At 61.0% G+C, this 21,140-nt stretch carries 27 protein-coding genes; 10 read left to right on the top strand and 17 right to left on the bottom strand.

What is annotated here, in order from left to right; translation table 11 throughout:
* The first annotated feature begins 124 nt into the window (after window positions 1–124).
* The 3 genes from A6U98_RS25690 to A6U98_RS25680 are packed head-to-tail and all read left to right on the top strand — an operon-like array spanning window position 125 to window position 1,622.
* Window positions 125–811, top strand: coding sequence for a glutathione S-transferase family protein (locus tag A6U98_RS25690; protein WP_064653826.1), 687 nt, complete (start codon window positions 125–127; stop codon window positions 809–811).
* Window positions 808–1,149 carry a metalloregulator ArsR/SmtB family transcription factor gene (locus A6U98_RS25685; protein WP_064653825.1) on the top strand — a complete coding sequence of 114 codons (342 nt, stop codon included), beginning with the start codon at window positions 808–810 and terminating at the stop codon, window positions 1,147–1,149. Before A6U98_RS25690 ends, A6U98_RS25685 begins: the two co-directional genes overlap by 4 nt.
* On the top strand, window positions 1,146–1,622 hold the full coding sequence (locus A6U98_RS25680; protein WP_064653824.1) for an SRPBCC family protein: 477 nt from the start codon (window positions 1,146–1,148) through the stop codon (window positions 1,620–1,622). The genes A6U98_RS25685 and A6U98_RS25680 overlap by 4 nt, the downstream gene beginning before the upstream one ends.
* 76 nt (window positions 1,623–1,698) lie before the next feature.
* On the opposite strand, the gene A6U98_RS25675 is transcribed toward A6U98_RS25680, so the two are convergent.
* The 10 genes from A6U98_RS25675 to A6U98_RS25630 form a co-directional block, all read right to left on the bottom strand.
* Entirely contained in the window at window positions 1,699–2,166 is a 468-nt protein-coding gene (locus tag A6U98_RS25675; protein ID WP_064653823.1) for a DUF1801 domain-containing protein, read from the bottom strand.
* Window positions 2,167–2,276: 110 nt separating this feature from the next.
* A complete protein-coding gene (locus A6U98_RS25670) occupies window positions 2,277–2,747 on the bottom strand; it encodes a DUF1801 domain-containing protein (RefSeq protein WP_028741178.1) in 471 nt (156 codons plus the stop codon).
* An 11-nt stretch (window positions 2,748–2,758) separates the two neighbouring features.
* Entirely contained in the window at window positions 2,759–2,980 is a 222-nt protein-coding gene (locus tag A6U98_RS25665; RefSeq protein ID WP_064653822.1) for a hypothetical protein, read from the bottom strand.
* A gap of 58 nt (window positions 2,981–3,038) precedes the next feature.
* Window positions 3,039–3,437, bottom strand: a complete 399-nt coding sequence (locus A6U98_RS25660) for an SRPBCC domain-containing protein (RefSeq protein ID WP_064653821.1) — start codon at window positions 3,435–3,437, stop codon at window positions 3,039–3,041.
* The gene (locus A6U98_RS25655) at window positions 3,434–3,757 is read right to left on the bottom strand and encodes a metalloregulator ArsR/SmtB family transcription factor (protein ID WP_003540367.1); all 324 of its coding nucleotides are present in this window, start codon (window positions 3,755–3,757) and stop codon (window positions 3,434–3,436) included. Before A6U98_RS25655 ends, A6U98_RS25660 begins: the two co-directional genes overlap by 4 nt.
* Window positions 3,758–3,996: 239 nt before the next feature.
* Complete coding sequence (locus A6U98_RS25650; RefSeq protein WP_064653820.1) at window positions 3,997–4,824, bottom strand: ATP-binding cassette domain-containing protein; 828 nt, start codon at window positions 4,822–4,824, stop codon at window positions 3,997–3,999.
* Between the two features lie 10 nt (window positions 4,825–4,834).
* Entirely contained in the window at window positions 4,835–5,671 is an 837-nt protein-coding gene (ssuC, locus tag A6U98_RS25645; RefSeq protein WP_064653819.1) for an aliphatic sulfonate ABC transporter permease SsuC, read from the bottom strand.
* A 78-nt stretch (window positions 5,672–5,749) separates the two neighbouring features.
* Window positions 5,750–6,940: an FMNH2-dependent alkanesulfonate monooxygenase gene (gene ssuD / locus A6U98_RS25640; RefSeq protein WP_064653818.1), complete on the bottom strand. Its 1,191-nt coding sequence runs from the start codon at window positions 6,938–6,940 to the stop codon at window positions 5,750–5,752.
* A 385-nt stretch (window positions 6,941–7,325) separates the two neighbouring features.
* Complete coding sequence (locus tag A6U98_RS25635; RefSeq protein WP_064653817.1) at window positions 7,326–8,291, bottom strand: aliphatic sulfonate ABC transporter substrate-binding protein; 966 nt, start codon at window positions 8,289–8,291, stop codon at window positions 7,326–7,328.
* Between the two features lie 148 nt (window positions 8,292–8,439).
* A complete protein-coding gene (locus A6U98_RS25630) occupies window positions 8,440–8,856 on the bottom strand; it encodes a hypothetical protein (protein WP_064653880.1) in 417 nt (138 codons plus the stop codon).
* A 164-nt stretch (window positions 8,857–9,020) separates the two neighbouring features.
* Here A6U98_RS25630 and A6U98_RS25625 point away from each other — a divergent pair, with 164 nt between their 5' ends.
* Together A6U98_RS25625 and A6U98_RS25620 are read left to right on the top strand one after the other, a co-directional pair.
* Window positions 9,021–9,890 carry an NAD(P)-dependent oxidoreductase gene (locus A6U98_RS25625; RefSeq protein ID WP_064653816.1) on the top strand — a complete coding sequence of 290 codons (870 nt, stop codon included), beginning with the start codon at window positions 9,021–9,023 and terminating at the stop codon, window positions 9,888–9,890.
* The gene (locus A6U98_RS25620; protein WP_064653815.1) at window positions 9,887–10,570 is read left to right on the top strand and encodes a DNA alkylation repair protein; all 684 of its coding nucleotides are present in this window, start codon (window positions 9,887–9,889) and stop codon (window positions 10,568–10,570) included. The genes A6U98_RS25625 and A6U98_RS25620 overlap by 4 nt, the downstream gene beginning before the upstream one ends.
* 27 nt (window positions 10,571–10,597) lie before the next feature.
* Here A6U98_RS25620 and A6U98_RS25615 read toward each other — a convergent pair whose 3' ends face one another.
* The 5 genes from A6U98_RS25615 to A6U98_RS25595 all read right to left on the bottom strand — a co-directional run bounded on the left by A6U98_RS25615 (window position 10,598) and on the right by A6U98_RS25595 (window position 15,424).
* Window positions 10,598–11,494, bottom strand: coding sequence for a LysR substrate-binding domain-containing protein (locus tag A6U98_RS25615; protein WP_064653814.1), 897 nt, complete (start codon window positions 11,492–11,494; stop codon window positions 10,598–10,600).
* 437 nt (window positions 11,495–11,931) lie between these two features.
* On the bottom strand, window positions 11,932–12,954 hold the full coding sequence (locus A6U98_RS25610) for a porin (protein WP_064653813.1): 1,023 nt from the start codon (window positions 12,952–12,954) through the stop codon (window positions 11,932–11,934).
* Between the two features lie 717 nt (window positions 12,955–13,671).
* On the bottom strand, window positions 13,672–14,160 hold the full coding sequence (locus tag A6U98_RS25605) for an Lrp/AsnC family transcriptional regulator (protein ID WP_003540387.1): 489 nt from the start codon (window positions 14,158–14,160) through the stop codon (window positions 13,672–13,674).
* Window positions 14,161–14,229: 69 nt separating this feature from the next.
* Window positions 14,230–14,862 carry a uracil-DNA glycosylase family protein gene (locus A6U98_RS25600; RefSeq protein WP_064653812.1) on the bottom strand — a complete coding sequence of 211 codons (633 nt, stop codon included), beginning with the start codon at window positions 14,860–14,862 and terminating at the stop codon, window positions 14,230–14,232.
* Between the two features lie 4 nt (window positions 14,863–14,866).
* On the bottom strand, window positions 14,867–15,424 hold the full coding sequence (locus tag A6U98_RS25595; protein WP_064653811.1) for a thermonuclease family protein: 558 nt from the start codon (window positions 15,422–15,424) through the stop codon (window positions 14,867–14,869).
* Window positions 15,425–15,530: 106 nt separating this feature from the next.
* On the opposite strand from A6U98_RS25595, the gene A6U98_RS25590 reads away from it, so the two are divergent.
* Window positions 15,531–17,066, top strand: a complete 1,536-nt coding sequence (locus A6U98_RS25590; protein WP_064653810.1) for a HAMP domain-containing sensor histidine kinase — start codon at window positions 15,531–15,533, stop codon at window positions 17,064–17,066.
* Window position 17,067: 1 nt separating this feature from the next.
* On the opposite strand, the gene A6U98_RS25585 is transcribed toward A6U98_RS25590, so the two are convergent.
* Both A6U98_RS25585 and cobT read right to left on the bottom strand, forming a co-directional pair.
* Window positions 17,068–17,451 carry a diacylglycerol kinase gene (locus A6U98_RS25585; protein WP_064653809.1) on the bottom strand — a complete coding sequence of 128 codons (384 nt, stop codon included), beginning with the start codon at window positions 17,449–17,451 and terminating at the stop codon, window positions 17,068–17,070.
* Between the two features lie 139 nt (window positions 17,452–17,590).
* The gene (gene cobT, locus A6U98_RS25580) at window positions 17,591–18,607 is read right to left on the bottom strand and encodes a nicotinate-nucleotide--dimethylbenzimidazole phosphoribosyltransferase (protein WP_064653808.1); all 1,017 of its coding nucleotides are present in this window, start codon (window positions 18,605–18,607) and stop codon (window positions 17,591–17,593) included.
* 169 nt (window positions 18,608–18,776) lie between these two features.
* On the opposite strand from cobT, the gene A6U98_RS25575 reads away from it, so the two are divergent.
* The 4 genes from A6U98_RS25575 (at window position 18,777) to A6U98_RS25565 (ending at window position 21,099) form a co-directional block, all read left to right on the top strand.
* Window positions 18,777–19,559, top strand: coding sequence for an adenosylcobinamide-GDP ribazoletransferase (locus A6U98_RS25575; protein WP_064653807.1), 783 nt, complete (start codon window positions 18,777–18,779; stop codon window positions 19,557–19,559).
* Window positions 19,560–19,577: 18 nt separating this feature from the next.
* Complete coding sequence (locus tag A6U98_RS36300; RefSeq protein WP_082933988.1) at window positions 19,578–19,796, top strand: DUF1289 domain-containing protein; 219 nt, start codon at window positions 19,578–19,580, stop codon at window positions 19,794–19,796.
* Window positions 19,793–20,494, top strand: coding sequence for a TIGR02281 family clan AA aspartic protease (locus A6U98_RS25570; protein WP_064653806.1), 702 nt, complete (start codon window positions 19,793–19,795; stop codon window positions 20,492–20,494). The genes A6U98_RS36300 and A6U98_RS25570 overlap by 4 nt, the downstream gene beginning before the upstream one ends.
* Before the next feature lie 167 nt (window positions 20,495–20,661).
* Window positions 20,662–21,099 carry an EamA family transporter gene (locus A6U98_RS25565; RefSeq protein ID WP_064653805.1) on the top strand — a complete coding sequence of 146 codons (438 nt, stop codon included), beginning with the start codon at window positions 20,662–20,664 and terminating at the stop codon, window positions 21,097–21,099.
* The last annotated feature ends 41 nt before the right edge of the window (window positions 21,100–21,140 follow it).

Here is a 21,140-nt window from a genome sequence, read left to right as displayed (position 1 = left end):
CAACACCTGATATATTGGCTGGCGGAATACTTGCACGGTTGGCGAAGTATTTATTGCGTGATGCGTCACGACCTGATAGTTAGTCGATCGGTAAAGTTTACCGCAACGATAGAAAGGTCGCCGCATGTCGCTCGTGCTCTATGGGCATCCGCTCGCCTCTTTCTGCCACAAAGTGCTGATCGCGCTTTATGAAAACGGCACTCCCTTCGAGAATCGCATCGTCGATCTTTCCGACGAAAGCTCGCGCGCCGATCTCTTTCGCTTCTGGCCGATCGGCAAGATGCCGCTGCTGCGGGACGAGGCGCGCGAGAGCACCATTCCCGAGACATCGATCATCATCGAATATCTCGAGCAGTATTATCCCGGCCCCGTTCGCCTGCTGCCGCTGGAGATCGACCGAGCGCTGCAGGTTCGCCTCTGGGACCGCTTTTTCGACCACTATGTCCAGGCGCCGATGCAGACCATCGTCAGCAATCGCCGACGCCCCGAGGGCACGGCGGACGAAATCGAGGTGGCCGCCGCGAAGGCGACGCTCGCAACCGCCTATGCGATGATCGAAAAGCAGCTCGCCGACAAGCAATGGATATCAGGTGACGGCTTCACCATGGCCGATTGCGCCGCCGCCCCCGCGCTTTTCTATGCCGAGACGCTGATCCCCTTCACTCCGGAACGGCCGAACCTTCGCGCATATTACGATCGGCTGCTGGCGCGCCCGTCCTTTGCAAGGGCGCTGGAAGAGGCCCGCCCCTACTTCAAGTTCTATCCCTACAAAGAGAGGCTGCCGGCCCGCTTCCGGGATGCGGCGGGATGATCGAAAGCCAGGCGAATCTCGACCGCATGTTCCATGCGCTTTCCGATCGCAGTCGCCGCGGCATGATCGATCGCCTCGGCCGCGGCCCGGCCTCCGTCACCGAGCTGGCCGCACCGCTCGCGGTTGCCTTGCCGACGGTGATGAAACATCTGCAGGTGCTGGAGGAGAGCGGCCTCGTGCTCTCCGAAAAATCCGGCCGGGTGCGAACCTACCGCTTGCAGCAGGACGCGCTTGCCGCCGTCGAGCGCTGGGTGGAACAGCGGAAGATCCAATGGACGACCACCTTCGACAGGCTGGACCACTTTCTCGCCAATGAAACGGAGACCCTTCCCGAATGACGACACGATCCGCCGAACACGTCACTCTCGTCATCGAACGCCATCTCAAGGCGCCGATTTCCCGCGCCTTCCGCGCCTGGTCAACACCGGAATCCAAACGGCAATGGTTCGCCTGCCATGGCGAGTGGGTGCCGCTGGACTACGGGCTCGATTTCCGCCCCGGTGGCGCGGAAAGGAACTACGTCGCCGATACTGACGGCCTTCTCCACGCCTATGACGCCCATTACATCGATATCGTGCCCGATGCCCGCATCATCTATGCCTATGAGATGAAGCTTGGGGAAAGCCGCATCTCCGTGTCGCTCGCAACCGTTGCCTTCGAAGCCGCACCCGGCGGCACGAAAATGGTCTTTACCGAACAGGTGGTCTTCCTCGACGGCTACGCCGATAACGGCGCCCGCCTCCAGGGCACCGAGATCGGCCTGGACACTCTGGAACTCTTCCTCGAGCGCGAGGAAAGCCCGATCCACTGATCGCATGTCGCGCAAAACCAAATCGCCTCGCATGACAAGTTTGACGCGACGCGTTTCAGGCGAAATAAGCCAAGCCTCAAGCGCTGCTTGGTTTCTTCCGCGAGCCGGCAGAACGTGCGGCGGCCCGCTTTGAAGTGTTGAGTGCGACAGCACCGCGAATGAGCGCCTTCAACGCCTCCTCGTCGATCTCGTCGCCTTCGTGGAAATCGATGGCGCGCCTGGTATTGCCGTCAAGGCTGGAGTTGAAAAGACCTGAAGGGTCCTCCAGCGAGGCGCCCTTGGCGAAGGTCAGTTTCACCACGCTTTTGTAGGCCTCGCCGGTGCAGATGATCCCGGCGTGCTCCCACACCGGAACGCCTCTCCACTTCCATTCCTCGACCACGTCGGGCTCGGCCTGCCTGATGAGAGTTCGGACCCGAGCGAGCGTCTTGCCGCGCCAATCGCTCAACTCCTCGATTCTCGCATCGATCAAACGAGAAGGAGAGTCTCCGTCCTTCTCTTCGCTGGAGCCGCTCTTCTTGAGGGTTGCCATGGCTTTCCTCATCGATATCTCCCCTCCATCCCTTAAGTGCTGATGGCCTAGAGCGCGTACGTCCTTTCGGACGCACAAGGACGCTCAAACGCTTTGAATCTACGCATCGTGCTAGTGTCCGTTCACATTCGTTCGCCGGGCAATTGGCTGGCCTGTTCCACCCAGGCGGCGAGCTGAGCCTCGTCGAGTTGGTCTTCTTCATGGATGTGGAAGTAACGCACTTCCTTTTGTTTGGACTCGCCGGGCGGGATGGGGCTGAGCGACGTGCCGCGGAAGAAAGCAACCTTGATATATTTCGCGAAGCAATGGACACCGAGGAACCAGCCCTGCCCTTCGATGCCGTAGAGGGGCGAGTTCCATTTCACAGCCTTATACACCCCGGGCACCGTGCGGGTGATGAGCGCATCGAGGCGATGCCCGACGTCACTCTTCCAGCCGGGCATGGCGGCGATATAGGCTTGCACGGGAGCGTCGCCGTAACCCTTGGCGATCTGAGGGTTGCCGCCCGAGAGAAGGACCGGCTCCGCGGTATCAGGCTTGGCGGCTGTCTTCTTTGTGACCTTTGCTGCGGTCTTGGATGTCTTCCCGGACATTGCCTTCACTCCTACCCTCCGCTGCGTCCTGCGCCGCGCCACCTGGTGGCATATGGCAGCGCGAACAAGTAGAGACCGGTGAGCAGCAGCAAGGTCAGCGGCAGCAGCGCCATGAGGCCCGCCCAGACCGATGATTTCTCCTGCACCATCGCGATGATATTAATTATGACGGCCAGCGTAAAGGCAATGGACAGCCAGCGGTGGATTTGCCGAAGCCAGTTATTCCAATTCAAGGGAACCTCCTGCGAAAACGAGCCGAAGCCGATGACGTGATCCGTTTTGGCAGCGGTCTCACTCTATCCGCGCCAGGACCTGCTCGAGATTTGCAAAGAACCGCTCCCACCCGCTCCTGGCGCCCCCGTAGGCCTGACGCTGATCCGGTCGGAAGCCCGATTGCTCCATACGCAGTTGCGTGCCCGCGCCCGTGGGCGTGAGAGTCCAGGTGACGATGCTCACGAGATCATAGGCAGCCCAGGTATAAGACAGGGTTTTGTTCGGCTCGACTTCCAGGACCTGGCAGTCGACGGAGCCCCAATCTGCGCTCAGCTTGAAACGGTGATCCACGACCGGCACGAAATCGTTCTTCATCAGCCAGTCCGCGATCAGATGCGGTTGGGTGAGCGCGCGCCAGATCTTTTCCGGCGGAAAAGGGATCTCTCGTTCGACGATGACGGAACGGGTTTCGTTCATTGGTCCATCCTTTTCAGTAGATCTTCCAGCTGGTCGAACCGATTTTGCCAGAAGCCCGCCATCTCACTTGTCCAGTCGACCAGCGGCGCCAGCGCACCGAGCTGGGCGCTATAGTGGGTCTGGCGACCTTCATGGCGGTCGCGGACCAATCCGGCCTGCTTCAGGATTCCGAGATGTTTCGAGACGACTGGTTGCGAGACCCCGGCCCGAGCCGTCAGAGCCCCGACCGTCTTCTCTCCTTCGCGGCACAGCCGTTCGAAAAGAGCCCTCCGGGTCGGATCGGCGAGCGTTCTGAAGAGCACGTCTTGGGTGTCCGACATCTACAATCCATACCCCGTTGGCTATGGATTGACGTATAGCCATGGAGGTATGAGTGAGTCAAGCTGGACGTAAAACAACTCGAGAGAATATTGTTTGATTTAGCGCGTGTGGCAGCGCGGAGAAGCGGCTGAATTTCACATACCCAAGCGGCTATGCATTTTCGCCATTGGGCATGCATGCCCCCATCGACACGCCTCGCCCATGCCGAGGTCATGCAGCGTCGCGATTAGCCCTGGGATCAATGGCCGCCGTCGGTGCCGAGAATCGCGGCAAGCAGCCGGCCTTCCAGCTCGGCGAGGCCAGGATGGCCGTGCCGGCGCGGACGCGGATAGGGAATGGCAAGATCGAGTGCGATCCGACCCTCGTCGAGCACGATGACCCGGTCGGCGAGATGCACCGCCTCGCTGACGTCATGGGTGACGAGCACGGCGGTGAAGCCGAGTTCGCGCCAGACACGGTTGATGAGTTCCTGCATGCTGATTCGCGTCAGCGCATCGAGGGCGCCGAGCGGTTCGTCGAGCGCCAGCACGCCTGGCCGGCTGACCAGCGCCCGCGCCAGCGCCACGCGCTGCCGTTGCCCGCCGGAAAGCCGCGCCGGCCATTCCCCGGTCTTTTCGCCAAGCTGGACTTCGGCAAGCACGGCATCGGCCGCCTTTGCCGCCGCCCGGCTGTCGATGCCGTCGCCGAGCCCGACGACGACATTGTCTGCGACACTGAGCCAGGGCAGCAGCCGCGGCTCCTGAAAGACGATGCGCGCGTTCGGGCTCGCCCGCGCGCCGTCGGCATCCTCGAAATGCAGCTCGCCGGCGCTCGGCTCGTCGAGGCCCATCAGGATGCGCAGCAGCGTGCTCTTGCCGCAGCCGCTCTTGCCGATCACGGCGACGAACTGGCCGGCCGGAATATGCAGATTGATGCCGCGCAGCACGCGGTTGGCCCCAAAACTCTTTTCAAGCCCCGTCAGGCTGATCGCCGCGGGCGCACTACGGCCCACTGCCGGCGCGTTTTCGCGCGCATAAGCTGGCTCTTCGACGACGGCGTGAAAACGCTCATGTGCGATCGATGTCATGGCGTCTCTCCTATTTCTGATAGACCGGGTTCCAGGCGAGCAGCCGCCGCTCCAGCACCCGGGCGATGACATCCGCAAGCTTGCCGAGCACGGCATAGATGACGAGGGCGAGCACGACGACGTCAGTCATCATGAATTCGCGGGCATTGTTGGCCATGTGGCCGATGCCTGAGGATGCGGCGATCGATTCCGATACGATCAGCGTCAGCCACATGATGCCCAGCGCATACCTGAGGCCGACGAAGATCGATGGCAGCGCGCCGGGAAAGATCACCTTGCGGAACAGCGTCCAATTGCCCATGCCATAGACCTTGCCCATCTCGATCAGATCGCGATCGACATTGCGCACCCCATGATAGGTGTTGAGATAAACCGGGAAGAGCACGCCGAGCGAGGTCAGAAACAGCTTCGATTCCTCGCCGATCCCGAACCACAGGATGACGAGCGGGATCATCGCCAGATGCGGAATGGTGCGCAGCATCTGCAGCGTCGTATCCGTCAGCTGCTCGGACATACGCGACACGCCATTGGCGATACCGAGCAGGAAGCCGATCGAGCCGCCGACGAGAAGGCCGGCAAAGGCGCGGCCGGCGCTGACCAGCACGTCATTCGGCAACTGGCCGGAAACCGTCGTCGACCAGAAGGCAAGGCCGACATCGGCCGGCGACGGCATGATGCGCGACGAGATCCAGCCGACAGAGGAGGCAAGCTGCCAGAATGCCACGATCGCCACCGGCACTAAGTAAGGCGTCAGCTTCTCCAGGCCGGGCAACGGCAGGCGCAGACCCGCCTTCCCGGCCTTTTCGGAAGCGACAGACCGTACAAACGGAGTATCGAAAGTCGACATGCATTGTCCTCGCACTTATCGAAAGCAGGATGCCGCAAGCCTTGAACGGCTTGCGACGGTGTCACGCTCTGTTCGAGCTCAGGAGCCGGAAACGACTTTCAGATTGCCGCCATGGCTGCCGCCTGCGAAGACCTGCTTGCGGCCGAACTCGTTGTTGAAGCCCAGGCGCTGCTGCTCGCGGGTAATGCCGAGTTCGGGGAAAAGCAGTTCGGCGACGCGATAGGCCTCTTCGAGATGCGGATAACCGGAGCCGATCACCGTATCGATGCCGATCTCCTGATACTCGCGAAGGCGCGCTGCCACCGTCTTCGCCGAGCCGACCAGCGCCGTGCCCGCGCCGGCGCGCACCAGGCCGACGCCGGCCCAGAGGTTCGGGGAGACTTCGAGCTTGTCGCGGCGCCCGCCATGGAGGGCGGCCATGCGCTTCTGGCCAACCGAGTCGGACTCGTGGACGAATCGCTCCTGCGCCTCGCGGATCGTATCGTCGTCGAGATGACGGATCAGCCGCTCGGCCGCCTCCCATGCTTCATCATCGGTTTCGCGCACGATGAAGTGCAGACGAATGCCGAAGCTCACCTCGCGGCCGCGTTCGCCGGCAGCCTTGCGCACCTTGGTGATCTTCTCGGCAACCTGTGCCGGCGGCTCGCCCCAGGTCAGGTACTTGTCGACACGGCCGACGGAGAAATCGATACCGGCATCCGACGAGCCGCCGAAATAGAGCGGCGGGCGCGGGTTCTGCACCGAGGGGAAGCCGAGGCGCGCATTGGTCGCCTTTATGTATTTGCCGTCGAAGCTTGCCGTTCCCTTTTCCAGCAGCTCCTCGAAAACGGTGAAGAACTCCTCGGCATGGGCGTAGCGCTCGTCATGCTCAAGATGGATGCCATCACCGGCAAGCTCCGCCGGGCTGCCGCCGACGACGATATTGAGCAGCAGGCGGCCGTTGGAGATGCGGTCGAGCGTCGTCGCCAGACGCGCGTAATAGGCGGGCGATGCCGTGCCGGGGCGGATCGCCACCAGGAACTGCAGCTTCTCGGTCTTGGCGGCAAGGGCTGCGGCGGTCACGAAGGATTCTTCGCAGGCAACCCCGGTCGGCAGCAGCACGCCGGAATAGCCGAGCCTATCGACGGCCTGGGCGATCTGCGTGAGATAACCGATCTCGGGCGCGCGGTTGAGATCGGAGGAGCCGAGATAGGTGCCATCACCCGATGTCGGGATGAACCAGAGGAAATTGATGGGCTCGGATGTGCCTGTATGGGAGATGGTGGTCATTGGAAGACGGTCCTTTAGCTGCGGAATTCGAAAATCAACTCGCGCGGTCGAGATGGCCGCTGGCAAGCGGCGACACGCAGACTGTCTGCCCACTCCGCGCCGCCGCCGCGCGAATGCTTGGGAGGATCGCGGTGGTGGCGGAGGCTGTAATAAGGCCGGCTGTCCATCTATGCGTGAGCAACTGAAATATCCCTGTCGATCGGATGGTGGCTGGCCGACGCCTTTCGGTGTCCGCGTCGATCGTCAGGATACTGACATAGACCACCAATTAGATCGACAATATCAATTTGCTATTATATTCCGATTTGGAGAATATTTTTCCGGTTCGGCGGCATGAAGACCCTCTCCATGCCGCCTCGTGGAAATCTTGGTCCTGGCCGGAAAATCAGCTCGCCTTGGGACGCCAGACGATATCGCCGGTCACGAGCTTCTTCGGCAGGATACCGAGCCCGTAGAACTCGTCGGCGAGCGCCTGCTGATAGGCGGCGGCGGCATCGGTGATGGTCGAGACGCTGCCGAGATCGGCGCCCTTTCGCGTCAATGTTACGCGCGTCACGTCAACCGGCACGCCGGTGATCTCGGAAAGTTCCTTCACCGTCTCGTCGAGATTGCTCTGGGCAGACGTGCCGACCTTGCCGAGCTCATCGATCACGTCGACGACCACTTGCCCATTGGCATCGGTGAAATCGCGATTGGCGAGGAAGAAACTGTAGGAGTCGACGATGCCTTCGGCGGTCGTCAGGATACGTGTTTCCGGATCGGTTTCGGCAATCGCCAGATAAGGATCCCAGATCGACCAGGCGTCGATGCTGCCATTCTTGAACGCAGCGGCGGCATCCGGCGGCGAAAGATCGAGCTGCTCGACATCTTCGGGCTTCAGGCCTGCCTTGCGCAGAACCTTGACGGTTACATTATGCGCGCTGGAGCCGCGCTTGAAAGCGACCTTTTTACCTTTGAGGTCTTCAAGCGTCTTGATGGGCGAATCCTTGCGCACAAGGATGGCCGAGGCTGCCGGGCTACCCTTGTAGAGACCGACATAATAGAGCTGCCCGCCGGCCGCCTGGGCAAAGAGCGGCGGCACATCGCCGGTCGCGCCGAAATCGAGAGCGCCGGCGCCCAATGCTTCGAGAAGCGGCGGGCCGGAGGTGAATTCCGACCAGCTGACGGTAATGCCGCGATCGGCAAGCCGCTTCTCAAGTGCGCTGCGACGTTTGGCGAGCGCCAGCACGCCGTTCTTCTGCCAACCGATACGGAACTCGCTGGCAGCAGCGCGTGCCGGCCTGACAGCCGGCAGGATTGCCGTAGCCGCGGTCGCTGCGAAAAGCCCGAGCGTTTGTCGACGTGAAATCATGACTTTCCCCTTTTTCATGGTGCCAAGCCTGTTCGGCTGGTCGACCTGTCAGTGATGAATGCCATGATGATGAAATCTATAATTTATATCGACAATTTTATTTGCGAGATTCGGCCTTTGCTGAAATTTTGCGGCCCGGAAATCGCCCTTAAGCGGATTTTTTTCGCGCGTCCGCTATGCCGGCTACTATTCCGCTTCCTTCCCAACCTTCGGCGGCCAGACGCTCCCGGATAAAGGTGGGGCCGCCGGCAAGACGGTTCGCAAGCAGGCTTGCGGGATCGACGATGCGCCAATAGGGCGTGACCGTCGAAACCGGCTCACTCTTCTCCAATGCGCCGAAGGACAGTTCGGCGATCGCGCGCAAATGCCGCTGCACGGTTACCGGGCAACAGGCATCCGCCCGATATTGGTCAGCGAGACGACGGCGGAGAACGCCGACGTCGGTAAGCACACCTTCCGGTGCTGATCGAATCTGCTCTGCGACCATCTGCAGCGATGGAATGAGCATAGCCTGTATTCCGCTGCGGCCTTTGCGCCGCGGCTTGATCGTCGGAATTTCGCTCATGTCACCCTCCGGAAACATTGTGCCCTCTCCCCGATCTAGGGCTGCCCCGAACGGTGGCCAGCCTCATATGCGTCAATCGGAAGGAAGTCCGTCTTCACGGGCTTTTCTGCTCCCGCCGTTTCGGTTAATCCTCGGACCCGCACTTGAGGAAAAGGATAGGACATATGGCTAAAGTCGCGTTCATCGGTCTCGGCGTCATGGGTTTCCCCATGGCGGGCCATCTGAAGACGAAGGGCGGCCACGATGTTACCGTCTACAACCGTACCGCCGAAAAAGCCGCCGCCTGGGCCGAGAAATTCTCCGGCAAATCTGCCTCCACCCCGGCCGAGGCCGCCGCCGGTGCCGATTTCGTCTTCGTCTGCGTCGGCAATGACGAAGATCTCCGGTCGGTGACATTGGGCGAGAACGGCGCCGTGCACGGCATGAAGCCAGGTTCGGTGCTGATCGACAACACCACCGCCAGCGCTGAAGTCGCCCGCGAACTTTATGCCGCGGCAAAGGAAAAAGGTGTCGATTTCATCGACGCTCCTGTCTCCGGCGGCCAGGCCGGTGCTGAAAACGGTGTCCTGACCGTCATGTGCGGCGGCGACGAGGCCGTCTTCGAACGCGCCAGACCTGTCATCGACGCCTATGCCCGCATGGTTGGTTTGATGGGACCGGCAGGCTCGGGCCAGTTGACCAAGATGGTCAACCAGATCTGCATTGCCGGCCTCGTCCAGGGACTTGCCGAAGCGCTGCATTTCGGCAAGCGTGCTGGCCTCGATATCGAAAAGGTGGTCGAGGTGATCTCCAAGGGGGCAGCCGGCTCCTGGCAGATGGAAAACCGCCACAAGACCATGAACGCAGGCAAGTATGATTTCGGCTTCGCGGTCGACTGGATGCGCAAGGATCTCGGCATCGTGCTCACCGAAGCCCGCCGCAACGGCGCCAAGCTGCCGGTCACCGCCGTCGTCGACCAGTTCTATGGCGACGTGCAGGCAATGGGCGGCAATCGCTGGGACACATCCTCGCTGCTCGCCCGCCTCGAAAAATGATCGGCCCCTCCTCCGATGCGGCCGAATTGATCGCGCATCTCGAAACGCTGCGCTCGGAGGAGGATGTTGCCGGCATGGCGCGCTTTGGCATCGTCACCGATCGCGCCCTCGGTATCTCCAATCCCGATATCAGGGCGGTCGCCGGACTGGCGAAGAAGGATCACGCCAGGGCAATGCAGCTCTGGCGAAGCGATATCCGCGAGGCCCGCCTGCTCGCCCTCTACACCGCCGAGCCGAAGCGGTTGACCATGGAAGAGGCTCGAAGTTGGACCAATGATTTCAACTCGTGGGAGATCGTCGATTGCGCCGCCGATCTCTTCGTTGAAGCCCGGCTGGACGAGCTCATCTCAGACTTCGCCGCCGACGAGCGCGAATTTATCAGGCGCACCGCCTTCGCCATGATTGCCGGTGCCGCCGTTCACTTGAAGAAGGAACCTGATGCGACCATCCTCGCTTGGCTGCCGCTGATCGAGGCCCATGCCGGCGACCCCCGAAACTTCGTGCGCAAGGCGGTGAATTGGGCGCTTCGCAATATCGGCAAGCGCAACCTCGCCTGCCATGCGCCGGCCCTGGCACTCGCAAGGATCCTGGCGGAAAGCCCCGACAAAACCACCCGCTGGATCGGCAAGGATGCCGCCAGGGAACTGGCCGGCGAAAAGCTGTTGGCACGGTTGAGATAAGGCGAGATGCCGGCTCGAATAACTAAATCAATGCTGCCTGGACTTTTCGACCAGGAAATCAATCAGCACCCGCACCGCCGGCGGCATGCCCTTGGCTGTCGTGAAGACGATGTAGAACTGGCTCTCCTCCGACTGCCAGTCCGGCAGCACCCGCACCAGCTTGCCGGCCTTGAGATCGGCCTCGCAGGCACTTTCGAGCAGAAGCCCGAAGCCGAGCCCGGCACGAGCTGCGTCGAGGATGGCGGTCATACTGCGGCAGGTGAGTCGCGGCTGATGCCGAATCACCTGCTTGGCGTCATTCGGACCGACCAGTTCCCAGGTGTGGAACGACACCCATGACGTCATTGCCAGCGTCGGCAGGTCGGCGAGCTCGTCCACGCAATTCAAGTTGCCGGTACGCTCGACCAGCGCCGGACTTGCGACCAGGATACGCCTGATACGGTCGAGCTTGCGCATCGTCAAGCTCGTCTGCGTCTCCGGCTCGTTGGTCGCCCTCACCTCGAGGTCGATCCGTTCGTTGATGAGATCGGCGCGCCGGTCGGAGCCGATGATCTGCAGCTTGATCTTCGGATAACGTTCCAGAAATTCGGGCAGAATCCCCCCGACAGAGATGTCGACGAGACCGAGCGGACAGCCCATCCGCACCACACCTTGCGGATCGGACTGAGCCTCGCTGACGATCGATTTGGCGCGATCGGCCTCCTGCAGGATGGTCTGGCATCTTTCGTAGAAAGCCTGGCCGATTTCAGTCACCCGGAAGTGACGGGTCGAGCGTTCTATGAGCCTCGCGCCAAGCCCTTCCTCAAGCCGGCTGACTCGCCTGCTGAGTTTCGAACGTGGTATTTTGAGATCGCGACTTGCAGAAGCGAAACCGCCGCTGGAGACGACAGCGGCGAAATAATAGTAGTCGTTGAGATCGTCCATAAGAACAAGCTATCCGAGAGTAGGAATGAATGCCGGCCCCCAGCAAGGGTTGTATCCTCTCTCCCAAAAAGCTGTGATCACATTGTCGGCATTGGATTTTCTTTTCGCGACTTGTGACAAAACAAACCGATGCCGAAGAGGAGACGGACAAACAGCCGTCCGCACGACAATTCTATCGGTGGATTTGAAAAATTGAAAAACGGGGTGCCTCAAGAAACAAGGCTGGCACATGCCGACGTGCGTTATGCAACGTACCGGTTCGCCTCACCTGAAAAGGCGATCCTGAAAGACTGCCTTGAAGATTGCGCTTCAAAAACGCTGCAAGGACGGTCCGGCAGGGAAGACCGGACCCGTCCCCGTAGCTGATCGGAGGTCACTCGGATCAGAAACTGATTTAAGTGCTCCCGGTCAGAAGACCGGGAGCATTCATTAGTCGATTAGAACGAACGCTGCAGGCGGAAGTAGCCCGAAGTGGAGTCGTCTGCATCTTCAGGATCGAGGTACTGAACCGAAGCCTTTGCGTAGAAGTTGTCGACGATCTGGTAATCAACCGTCAGACCAACCTTCCAGGCATCACCATCGCTGAAGTCGTCGCCGGCGACGTAGTAGTCGCCGTAGTACTGGACGCCAGGAGTGATCTTGAGCTTGTCGGTTGCCTTGATAGCGTATTCGGCAGCGACAGCCCATTCAGCTGCGGAGTAGTAGGAGTTCGGGCCGGAAGAGTATACGGCGGCGAGGCCGAGCGTACCGGGACCGATGTCAACCGTACCCATTGCACGGACAGCACCGTCTTCGTTGTCGAAGTCCCAGCCACCGGTGACCTGATAGCTGAATGCACCGGCAGTGCCGCCGACGCCGAAGGCAACGCCGACGTTGTTCGGCTCTTCGCCCGTCTTGTAGAAGCCGTCTTCCAGCTCGTCGACGCTGATGCCAGCGTAGAAGGTGCCGCTTTCGTACTGATAACGCAGCGAATTGTGCAGCGTTACGATCGAGCCGATGTCGTCGGTTTCACCCGAAAGACCATCGTCCCACCAGCTGTAGAACAGACCAGCGCGGAAGCCCGCGATGTCGAGATAAGCAGAGTCGAGGATAGCGTCCTGATCCGTGGCATTGTCAGCATTGAACTGCATGACGATGACGCCGGTCAGCGGACCATACTCGGTGTCGCTCTTGGCCGTGAACTGAACCTGACCGCGAGTTCTTGCATCCCAGTCCGAGTCGTTGCTGTCCGAACCGTTGAGCGGCTGATCACCAACATCAACCTGGAAACGGATGTAGCCTTCGATCTTGAGGCAGGTTTCGGTGCCCGGGATGTAGAAGTAGCCGGTGCCGTAGGCGTCGCAGACGCGAACATACTCAACCGGTTCCGGCTCAGCAGCAACAATAGCGTCAGCTGCAAGAACCGGCGTCGATGCAGCAAATGCTGCTGCTGATGCAAGCAAAACCATTCTGATGTTCATTTACCAATCCATTCCTTTGTCGATCGGGGCTGGCTTCAGATCGGGTAGTCGATTTGAAGCCGGCCCAGTTTGAACAGCCATCTCGGCGTGCGGATCGATCGAACCGCCAAACCGTCATCACATACAAGGACCTATCAAGCAATTCTCGATACACGTCGGATGGGTTCTCACGGGATACTTTCCCCGACAACGTGATTTTTATACAACAATTACAGATATTTAGACGAAAGACATGCCAAACGGCTCCGCGACGGAAATCTTCCATCGCAAGCCGCAAACGCTACACCCCTTTGTCAAATTCTCCACCGTCCGACCCCCGTCGAACATACCGGTGAAGCGCATAAACTCTACCGCCGGCTAACAAGCACAAACAAGGTGGCGGTTTAGAACATGGTGTCCTGAATTCGATACCAATGAGACAAAATTATGACATATCGCCCACTGGTTTCATCGACCATAACCCGGGAATCCTTACCAGGCTATTCACTTTTTCAGAAATTAAGGGCGATTTGAGCGTTTTTTCGCTATTTTTGAGGCTTTTTTGCAGTCGCCGACCGCACATCCCAAAACTTGGCCTTGCCGAACCGGCATTCCCGCGTGCGGCCATAGTATCACACCTCGCCTCCAACGGGCATATCCCCGACCAGACTCACACATGGTCCCAGTCCCTCGTTGGATTTTGCATGATCGCGTGCGGTCATCGCCGCACGCTTGACCTCAATCCTCGTTGGATTTGGCATTGTCGAGAATCATGTAGTCGAGCGGCAGTTGCGTCGAATACTTGATCTGCTCCATCGCAAAGGCTGAGGAAACGTCGCGAATCTCGATCTTGGCGATCATCCGCTTATAAAAAGCGTCATAGGCGGCGATATCGGGGACGACGACTCGCAGGAGATAGTCGACATCGCCGCTCATCCGGTAGAATTCGACCACTTCGGGGAATTCGGCCACCACCTCGGAAAAGCGGCGTAGCCACTCGATTGAATGGGTGGCTGTGCGAATCGACACGAAGACGGTGACTTTGGTGTTGACCTTCTCTGGATCGAGGATGGCGACTCGACGCTTAATGACGCCGTCTTCTTCCATCTTCTGGATGCGCCGCCAGCATGGCGTGGTCGAAAGCCCCACTTTCTTGGCGAGATCGGCAACGGCAAGCGTCGAATCTTCTTGCAGAAGACGCAGTATTTTTCGGTCGAGGCGATCCATGCGCACAACAGTCCTTTCGAATTATTTTCTTTGTATAACGCGATTCCGCACAACTAAAAGAATTTTGTTTCAGGAAAGCAGCATTTTCGTCCGATCCTGCAAGACCGGGAGCAATTCTTTCTCGAACCAGGGATTGCGCTTCAGCCAGCCGCTGTTGCGCCAACTCGGATGCGGCAGCGGCAGCACCGCCGGCGATCGGTCGGACAGAAGACTGTCGCGCCACGCTCGCACCGTCTCGGTCATATTGTCCCGCCTTTCGCCGGCCATATGCCAAGCCTGCGCATATTGGCCGATGACCAGCACCAGTTCGATCTGCGGCATGGCCGAGATCACTCTTAGCCGCCAGAACGGCGCGCATTCGCGCCGCGGCGGCAGATCCGCGCCCTTGTCGTCGTAGCCGGGAAAGCAGAAGCCCATCGGCACGATGGCGAATCGGTCGCGGTCGTAGAAGCTTGCCCTGTCAACGCCGAGCCATGAGCGCAGCCGGTCGCCCGATGCATCGTCGAACGGCAGGCCGCTCTCATGCACCCGAAGCCCGGGCGCCTGCCCGGCGATCAGGATGCGCGCGCTGGATGAGATCACCGCCACCGGCCGCGGCTCGTGCGGCAGCCGGTATTCGAGGCCTTTCGCCGGTGCGTCGCGACAGATGCGACAGCAGGCGATCTCCCGCCGCAGCGCCTCCAGCATGGCTTGGTCGCTCATGGCTTTATTCCCATCCGACGATCTGCCCGATGAAGCGCAGGGCGCCATCAAAGCTGGAACTCTGGCGCGCATGATCGCGCACATCGCGCGGCCGCTCGAACGTCCCGGCCCAGAGACCGGCCTTCTGAGCCTTCGCCTCGGCCTCCTCCTTGACATAATCGCCATAGGAAATCGCCATGCCCCGGCGCACCATGGCGGCATTGATGTCGCCGCCCGCCCCGCTCCGGCAGACGACGAGTAGCCTGTCGTAGCGATCACGCCGGCTGCCCTGACAAAGCGTTCCCAATGCCAGCACCATGTCCTGCAGCGCCTCGCGTGCCGCGCGCCCGCAGGCCCAGGCTTTCCCCGCCCGCTCGCAGCTCTGGTTGAGTTCCGGCGCATCGATGCCTTCGAGGCGCAAACGTTCGTCTCCCAATACCAGGCTGTCGCCGTCGGCAGCATGGAAGGCGCCCGCATGCTCGATTTTTGCTGCATCGTTGAGCTTGGCGGCGATCAGCGCCACGAGCGCCAGCAGGGCAAAAGCAATCACGCCGTCGCGAATCAGGCGCAGGCCCCGTGTCACGCTTTTGCCTCCTTAAAAAACAAATCCTTGGCAAAGATGGCAAACATCTTCTTAAGAATTGCCGGTTAAGCTCTTATCCACCCTGGGATGAAGTTTCAACGTGCACATGAGTACCGGCGTAAGCACATCGACCGACAAGATCATCGTCGACAGGTCGCGCAGCCACCGCAACAAGGCCGTATCCAAGGCCGTGCGGCAGACGCGCGAACGTCTTCAGTCCGGTCATGCGTCCAATTCCTCCTTCGATCGTGACGTGCTCGACATGTATGTGGCGTCGGTGCTGCAGGGCGCGACGATCATGCCGCTCTTCGTGGTCATCATCACCGCGCTTGGCGTCTATTTCACCCAGAATACGCAATTGATCTTCTGGGCGCTGCTGACACTCACCTGTCACGCCGGCAATATCCTGCTTGCAAGGCGCGCGCGCCGGCAGGAGATCACCTCCGAGAGCGCCCGCAAATGGCGCCGCCTGCTGCTCTCCGGCCAGTTCCTGATTGGCTGTTGCTGGGCCGTCTTCGCGCTGCAGGGTTGCGACACCTGCGAGCCGTCGAACTTCATTCTTTATAAGGGCGCCACGCTCCTGATCGCGCTCTCCGTCACGGCGATGTCGAACTTCATGCTGACGCCCGCCGTGCTCGCCGCCTTCTCGCCGGCGGTCCTGGCGCTTGCCGCCAAGAGCGGTCTGTCGCGCGACCTCCTCGAAATCAGCCTGACGGGGCTCTTCACCACCACCCTCGTCTTCTTCAATTATATCAGCGACCGGCTCTTCAAGTCGAACCTCAGGATCCTTTCCTACCAATCGGAGAAGGACGACCTGATCGCCGAGCTGGAAGTGGCGAAATCGATGTCGGACGAGGCTCGCCGCCGCGCCGAAGAGGCAAACCTCGCCAAGTCGCGCTTCCTTGCCTCCATGTCGCACGAACTCAGAACCCCGCTCAACGCCATCCTCGGCTTTTCCGAGGTGATGTCGGCCGAAGTCATGGGGCCGCTCGCCAATCCGACCTACAAGGAATATGCCGGCGATATCCACCGCTCCGGCCAGCATCTGCTCGACCTCATCAACGAGATCCTCGACCTGTCGCGCATCGAGGCCGGCAAATACGAACTGAGCGAGGAGGCGATCTCGCTTCTCGATATCACCGAAGATTGCATCGGCATGGTCCAGCTGCGCGCCCGCGCCAAGAACATTGCCATTTCGGACCAGTTCGAGCGGCAGCTGCCGGCCATCTGGGCCGACGAAAAGTCGATGCGCCAGGTGGTGCTCAACCTTCTCTCCAATGCCGTCAAGTTCACGCCGCAGGGCGGCGAAATCCACGTCAAGGTCGGCTGGACGGCCGGCGGCGGTCAGTACATATCGATCAAGGACAACGGCCCCGGCATTCCGGAAGAAGAGATTCCCGTCGTCCTGTCGGCCTTCGGCCAAGGCTCGATCGCCATCAAGAGTGCCGAACAGGGCACCGGCCTCGGCCTGCCGATCGTCCAGGCGATCCTTGCCAAACATGACGGGCAGTTCCTACTGAAATCGAAGCTGCGCGAGGGCACCGAGGTCATCGCCATCCTGCCTGCCAAGCGCGTGCTCCAGAGCCTGCCGGCCGTCGAGGAGGCTCAGGCCGTCGCGCGCAAACGCAAGAGTTTTGCCTGATTCAGCTAAAAAACAGGTGTTTGCTAAAAATGAAGCCGAGATAGAGGCAGCAGGCGGCGATCATGCAGGTCACCGCGAAGGAGCCGAGATCCTTGGCATGTTTGCCGACGATTGAAATCTCCGGCGAAATCCGGTCGATCACCTCTTCGACAGCGGTATTCATCGCCTCCATCGAAAAGAGCCCGAGAAACAGAAGCACCGCGACGACGATCTCGCCGATACTAGCACCGACGAGCGCCAGCGCCGCGATCGAAACGACGAAGAAACCGAGTTCCTGGCGGAAGGCCGCCTCTTTCAGCACCCGCAGAAAGCCCGCCCAGGAATAGCTGGCGGCGGCGATGAAATGCCGAAGTCCGGTCTCTTTCGTCACCGCAGGCTTCGTCAAGATGCCCTCTCCTCTTCCCGTTGCATCACAGACCCGGAGAGGCTTTGCCGTCTCCTCTTTGATGAGCGAGTACGCAAATACCGAATCCACTTGAGCCGTGCAAGCGAACGCGTGCGGATCGACGGCGCCCACTGCGGCCTTAATGCTTATTCGACACACCTGCCTGGGCAAAGGTCGCCATGCCGGAATGACAGGCGGCAGCCGCCTTGACGATACCGGCCGCTAGCGCAGCGCCGGTGCCTTCGCCGAGCCGCATGCCGAGCGCCAGAAGCGGCGTCTTGTCGAGCATCTCGATTGCGCGAAGATGTCCAGGCTCGCCGGAAACATGGCCGATCAGGCAGTGATCGAGCGCGGATGGATTGGCGGCTTTCAGGATCGCTGCCGCGGCGGTCGCGACATAACCGTCAATCAGCACCGGGATGCGTTCCATGCGCGCAGCAAGGATGGCGCCGGCCATCGCTGCGATCTCGCGGCCGCCGAGCCGACGCATGATCTCGAGCGGATCGTCGAGATGGTCGCCATGCAGGGCCACCGCCTTTTCCACCGCCGCGATCTTACGCTCCAGCATCTCGCCTTCCGAACCGGTGCCGGGTCCAACCCAGTCGCGCGCCGAACCGCCGTAGAGCGCATAATTGATCGCCGCCGCAATCGTCGTATTGCCGATGCCCATCTCGCCGATGCAAAGCAGGTCGGTGCCGCCGGCGATCGCCTCCATACCGAAAGCCATGGTCGCGGCGCAATCGCGCTCGGAAAGCGCTGCCTCCTCGGTGATGTCGCCGGTGGGATAGTCGAGCGCCAGATCGAAGACTTTCAGTCCGAGATCATAGGCGACACAGATCTGGTTGATCGCCGCACCGCCGGCTGCAAAGTTCTCGACCATCTGTTGCGTCACCGCGGGCGGAAAGGGCGTGATGCCTTGCCTGGTGACGCCGTGATTGCCGGCAAAGATCGCCACCAGCGGCCGGTTGACGGCAGGTGTGCGGCCGGTCCAGGCAGCAAGCCAAAAGGCGATTTCCTCGAGCCGTCCGAGCGCGCCCGGCGGCTTGGTCAGCTGCGCGTCGCGTTCGCGCGCGGCCACCAGCGCGCGGGCATCCGGCCCCGGCAGATCGCGGAGAAGGGTACGGAAATCGTCGAACGGCAGGCCTGAAACGCTCATCTGTGCGGTTTTCCTATAAATCCGGGTATTCTTGTTTTTTCCCCGCAAATCAGCTTCTTTGCGGATGGCAACTCTCTTAAAGCGGGCGGACGAGGCGAACAACTCCAAAAGCGCCGCCGCGACCATAAGCCGAGACCACAAGCCGAAACCTCTGGCAGAACGAAGCAGAATGAAGATCAAGGACCATGCGGTCGATACCGCCCGCGCCGTCGCCTTCCTCAGCCGCATTCCTATGCCGCAATCGCTGTTCAAAGGCTATGACGGCAGGCTCGGCCGGCTGGTGCGCGCCTTTCCCTTCGCCGGCATCGTCATCGGCTTCATTCCCGCACTCGCCCTCCTCCTCCTTTTGGGGCTGCGTGCGGACCCGCTGGTGGCAGCCCTGATCGCGCTTTCCATCCAGGTCCTCGTCACCGGCGCGCTGCACGAGGACGGTCTGGCCGATACGGCTGACGGCATCGGCGGCGGCAAGAGCCGCGAACAGAGCCTCCTCATCATGAAAGACAGCCGGATCGGCACCTATGGCGCGATAGCACTGATCCTCTCCTTCGCGATCCGCGCAGCCGCGCTTGCTGTGATCGCCCGCCATTCCGCGCCGCTCACTGCAGCCCTCGCCATTCCCGCCGTCGCGGCTCTCAGCCGCGGCGCCATCGCCTGGCACTGGCAGCGGCTGGCGCCGGCAAAGGCCGATGGCGTGGCCGCCTCGACCGGCCAGCCGGACGAGGCGGCGATGCAGTTTGCGCTCGCCTCAGCCGGCCTCGTCGCAGCGCTTCTGATCTGGCCGGCATTCGGCCTGCGGCCGCTGGTCGCAAGCCTGCTCGCCACCGGCATCGCAGGGTTTGCCTTCACCGCTTTCATCCGCCGCAAGCTTGCCGGCCACACCGGCGATACGTTGGGCGCGACGCAGCAAATTTGCGAGATCGCCACTCTTTGCGCCCTTGCCACGGCTCTTTGAAACTCCGATATATCCTTCATGCAAACACCCTGCATTCACCTCTGCTCCCTGGTTTCAGCCACCGGATTTTGCGCCGGCTGCGGCCGGACTCTTCAGGAAATCGGCAGCTGGACGAGCTATTCCGACACTGAGCGAAGGCGGATCATGGCGCTGCTGCCGGCAAGGCTTGCAGGTTCCGCCACGGTGCCGAACCATATGAAATCAAGCCTCGTCGCCGGGCCGGAGCGGCCTCTATGATTCGTTTGACCGTCTTCCTCGTCGCAATCGGCATCGGCCTTGCCGTGCTGATCGTCAACAATGACAGCAGCCGCATCCTTGGCCTGCAGAGCGATGACTTCGGCCGCGTCGTCTATCTGCTGCCGATCGCACTGATGCTGTCTGCCGGCATCTGGGCGAGCCGGCGCAGTGTTGGCGAAACGATGCGCCAGATGATGATCTGGCTGGTCATCATCCTGGCGCTCGTAACCGTCTACCTCTATCGCCAGGAAGCGCTCGGCGTCGGCAACAGGCTGCTCGCCGGCCTCGTTCCCGGCCGCGCCGTCGTCGTCACCACAAGTGAGGGCGGCCAGGAGATCATTCTGCACAAACTGCTGAACGGCCATTTCGAAGCCGATGTCGCGGTCAACGGCCAGACGGTCGAAATGCTCGTCGATACCGGCGCCAGCATGGTGGCGCTGTCACGCGAAGATGCCGAACGGATCGGCATCGACCTCTCCCGCCTCACCTATTCCATGACTGTCATGACCGCCAACGGCCGCGGCCGCGCAGCACCGGTCACGCTCCACCAGGTGGCGATCGGCCCGATCGTCCGCAACAATGTCGCAGCCAGCGTCTCCGAGGACGGGCGGCTCGACCAGAGCCTGCTCGGCATGAGCTTTCTCGAAACGCTGGGCTCGCTGCAGATGCAGACCGACGAACTCCGCATGCGCGACTAATTGCGGCCCCGCCGCTTTACGGCGGCGACCGGATCTGCCAGCTTGAGCGGCAAGAACAACAAGACCACAAAGAGCAAAAAGAAACTCCTAGTCTGGTGGCACCGCATGTTTGACCGGCCTTCGCCTCAGGCGAGGCCTTGACCCATGGGTGCGACAGGAGTTTCGCAATGAATTCACTCTGGCCGATCGTCATCGGCGGCATTCTGCCCGCCCTGTTCTGGGGCATCACCGCCATCTTCCAGAAGCAGAGCGCCACATCCTCCACCGGCTCCGCCGTCTATCTGATCGCCTTCGGCGCTGCCTGCGCGCTTGCCGGCGTGATCGCAGCGCTGATCTGGCGCCCTGCCCCATGGACCGCCGAAGGTCTCGGTTTTGCTGCCGCCGCCGGTGGCTGCTTTGCCGTCGGCACCGGCCTCATCAGCTTTGCGCTTTTCACTTATGGTGTCCCGGTCTCGAAACTCGCCCCAATCTGGAGCTGCAACGTGCTGGTGACGCTGGCAATCGGCGCCGTCTTTCTCGGCGAAGCCTCCGAGCTCGACACAATGAAGCTCGTCGCCGGCACCCTCCTCATCATCTCGGGCGCCCTTCTCGTCAGCAGCGCCTGACGGGAAACCGGTCCAATATGCAACAGCACAAGATGAGCAGT

This window comes from Rhizobium sp. WYCCWR10014 (assembly GCF_001657485.1).
Taxonomy (GTDB): domain Bacteria; phylum Pseudomonadota; class Alphaproteobacteria; order Rhizobiales; family Rhizobiaceae; genus Rhizobium.
The sequence above is the reverse complement of the archived record's forward strand: the minus strand, read 5'-3'. Positions and strand labels throughout refer to the sequence as shown.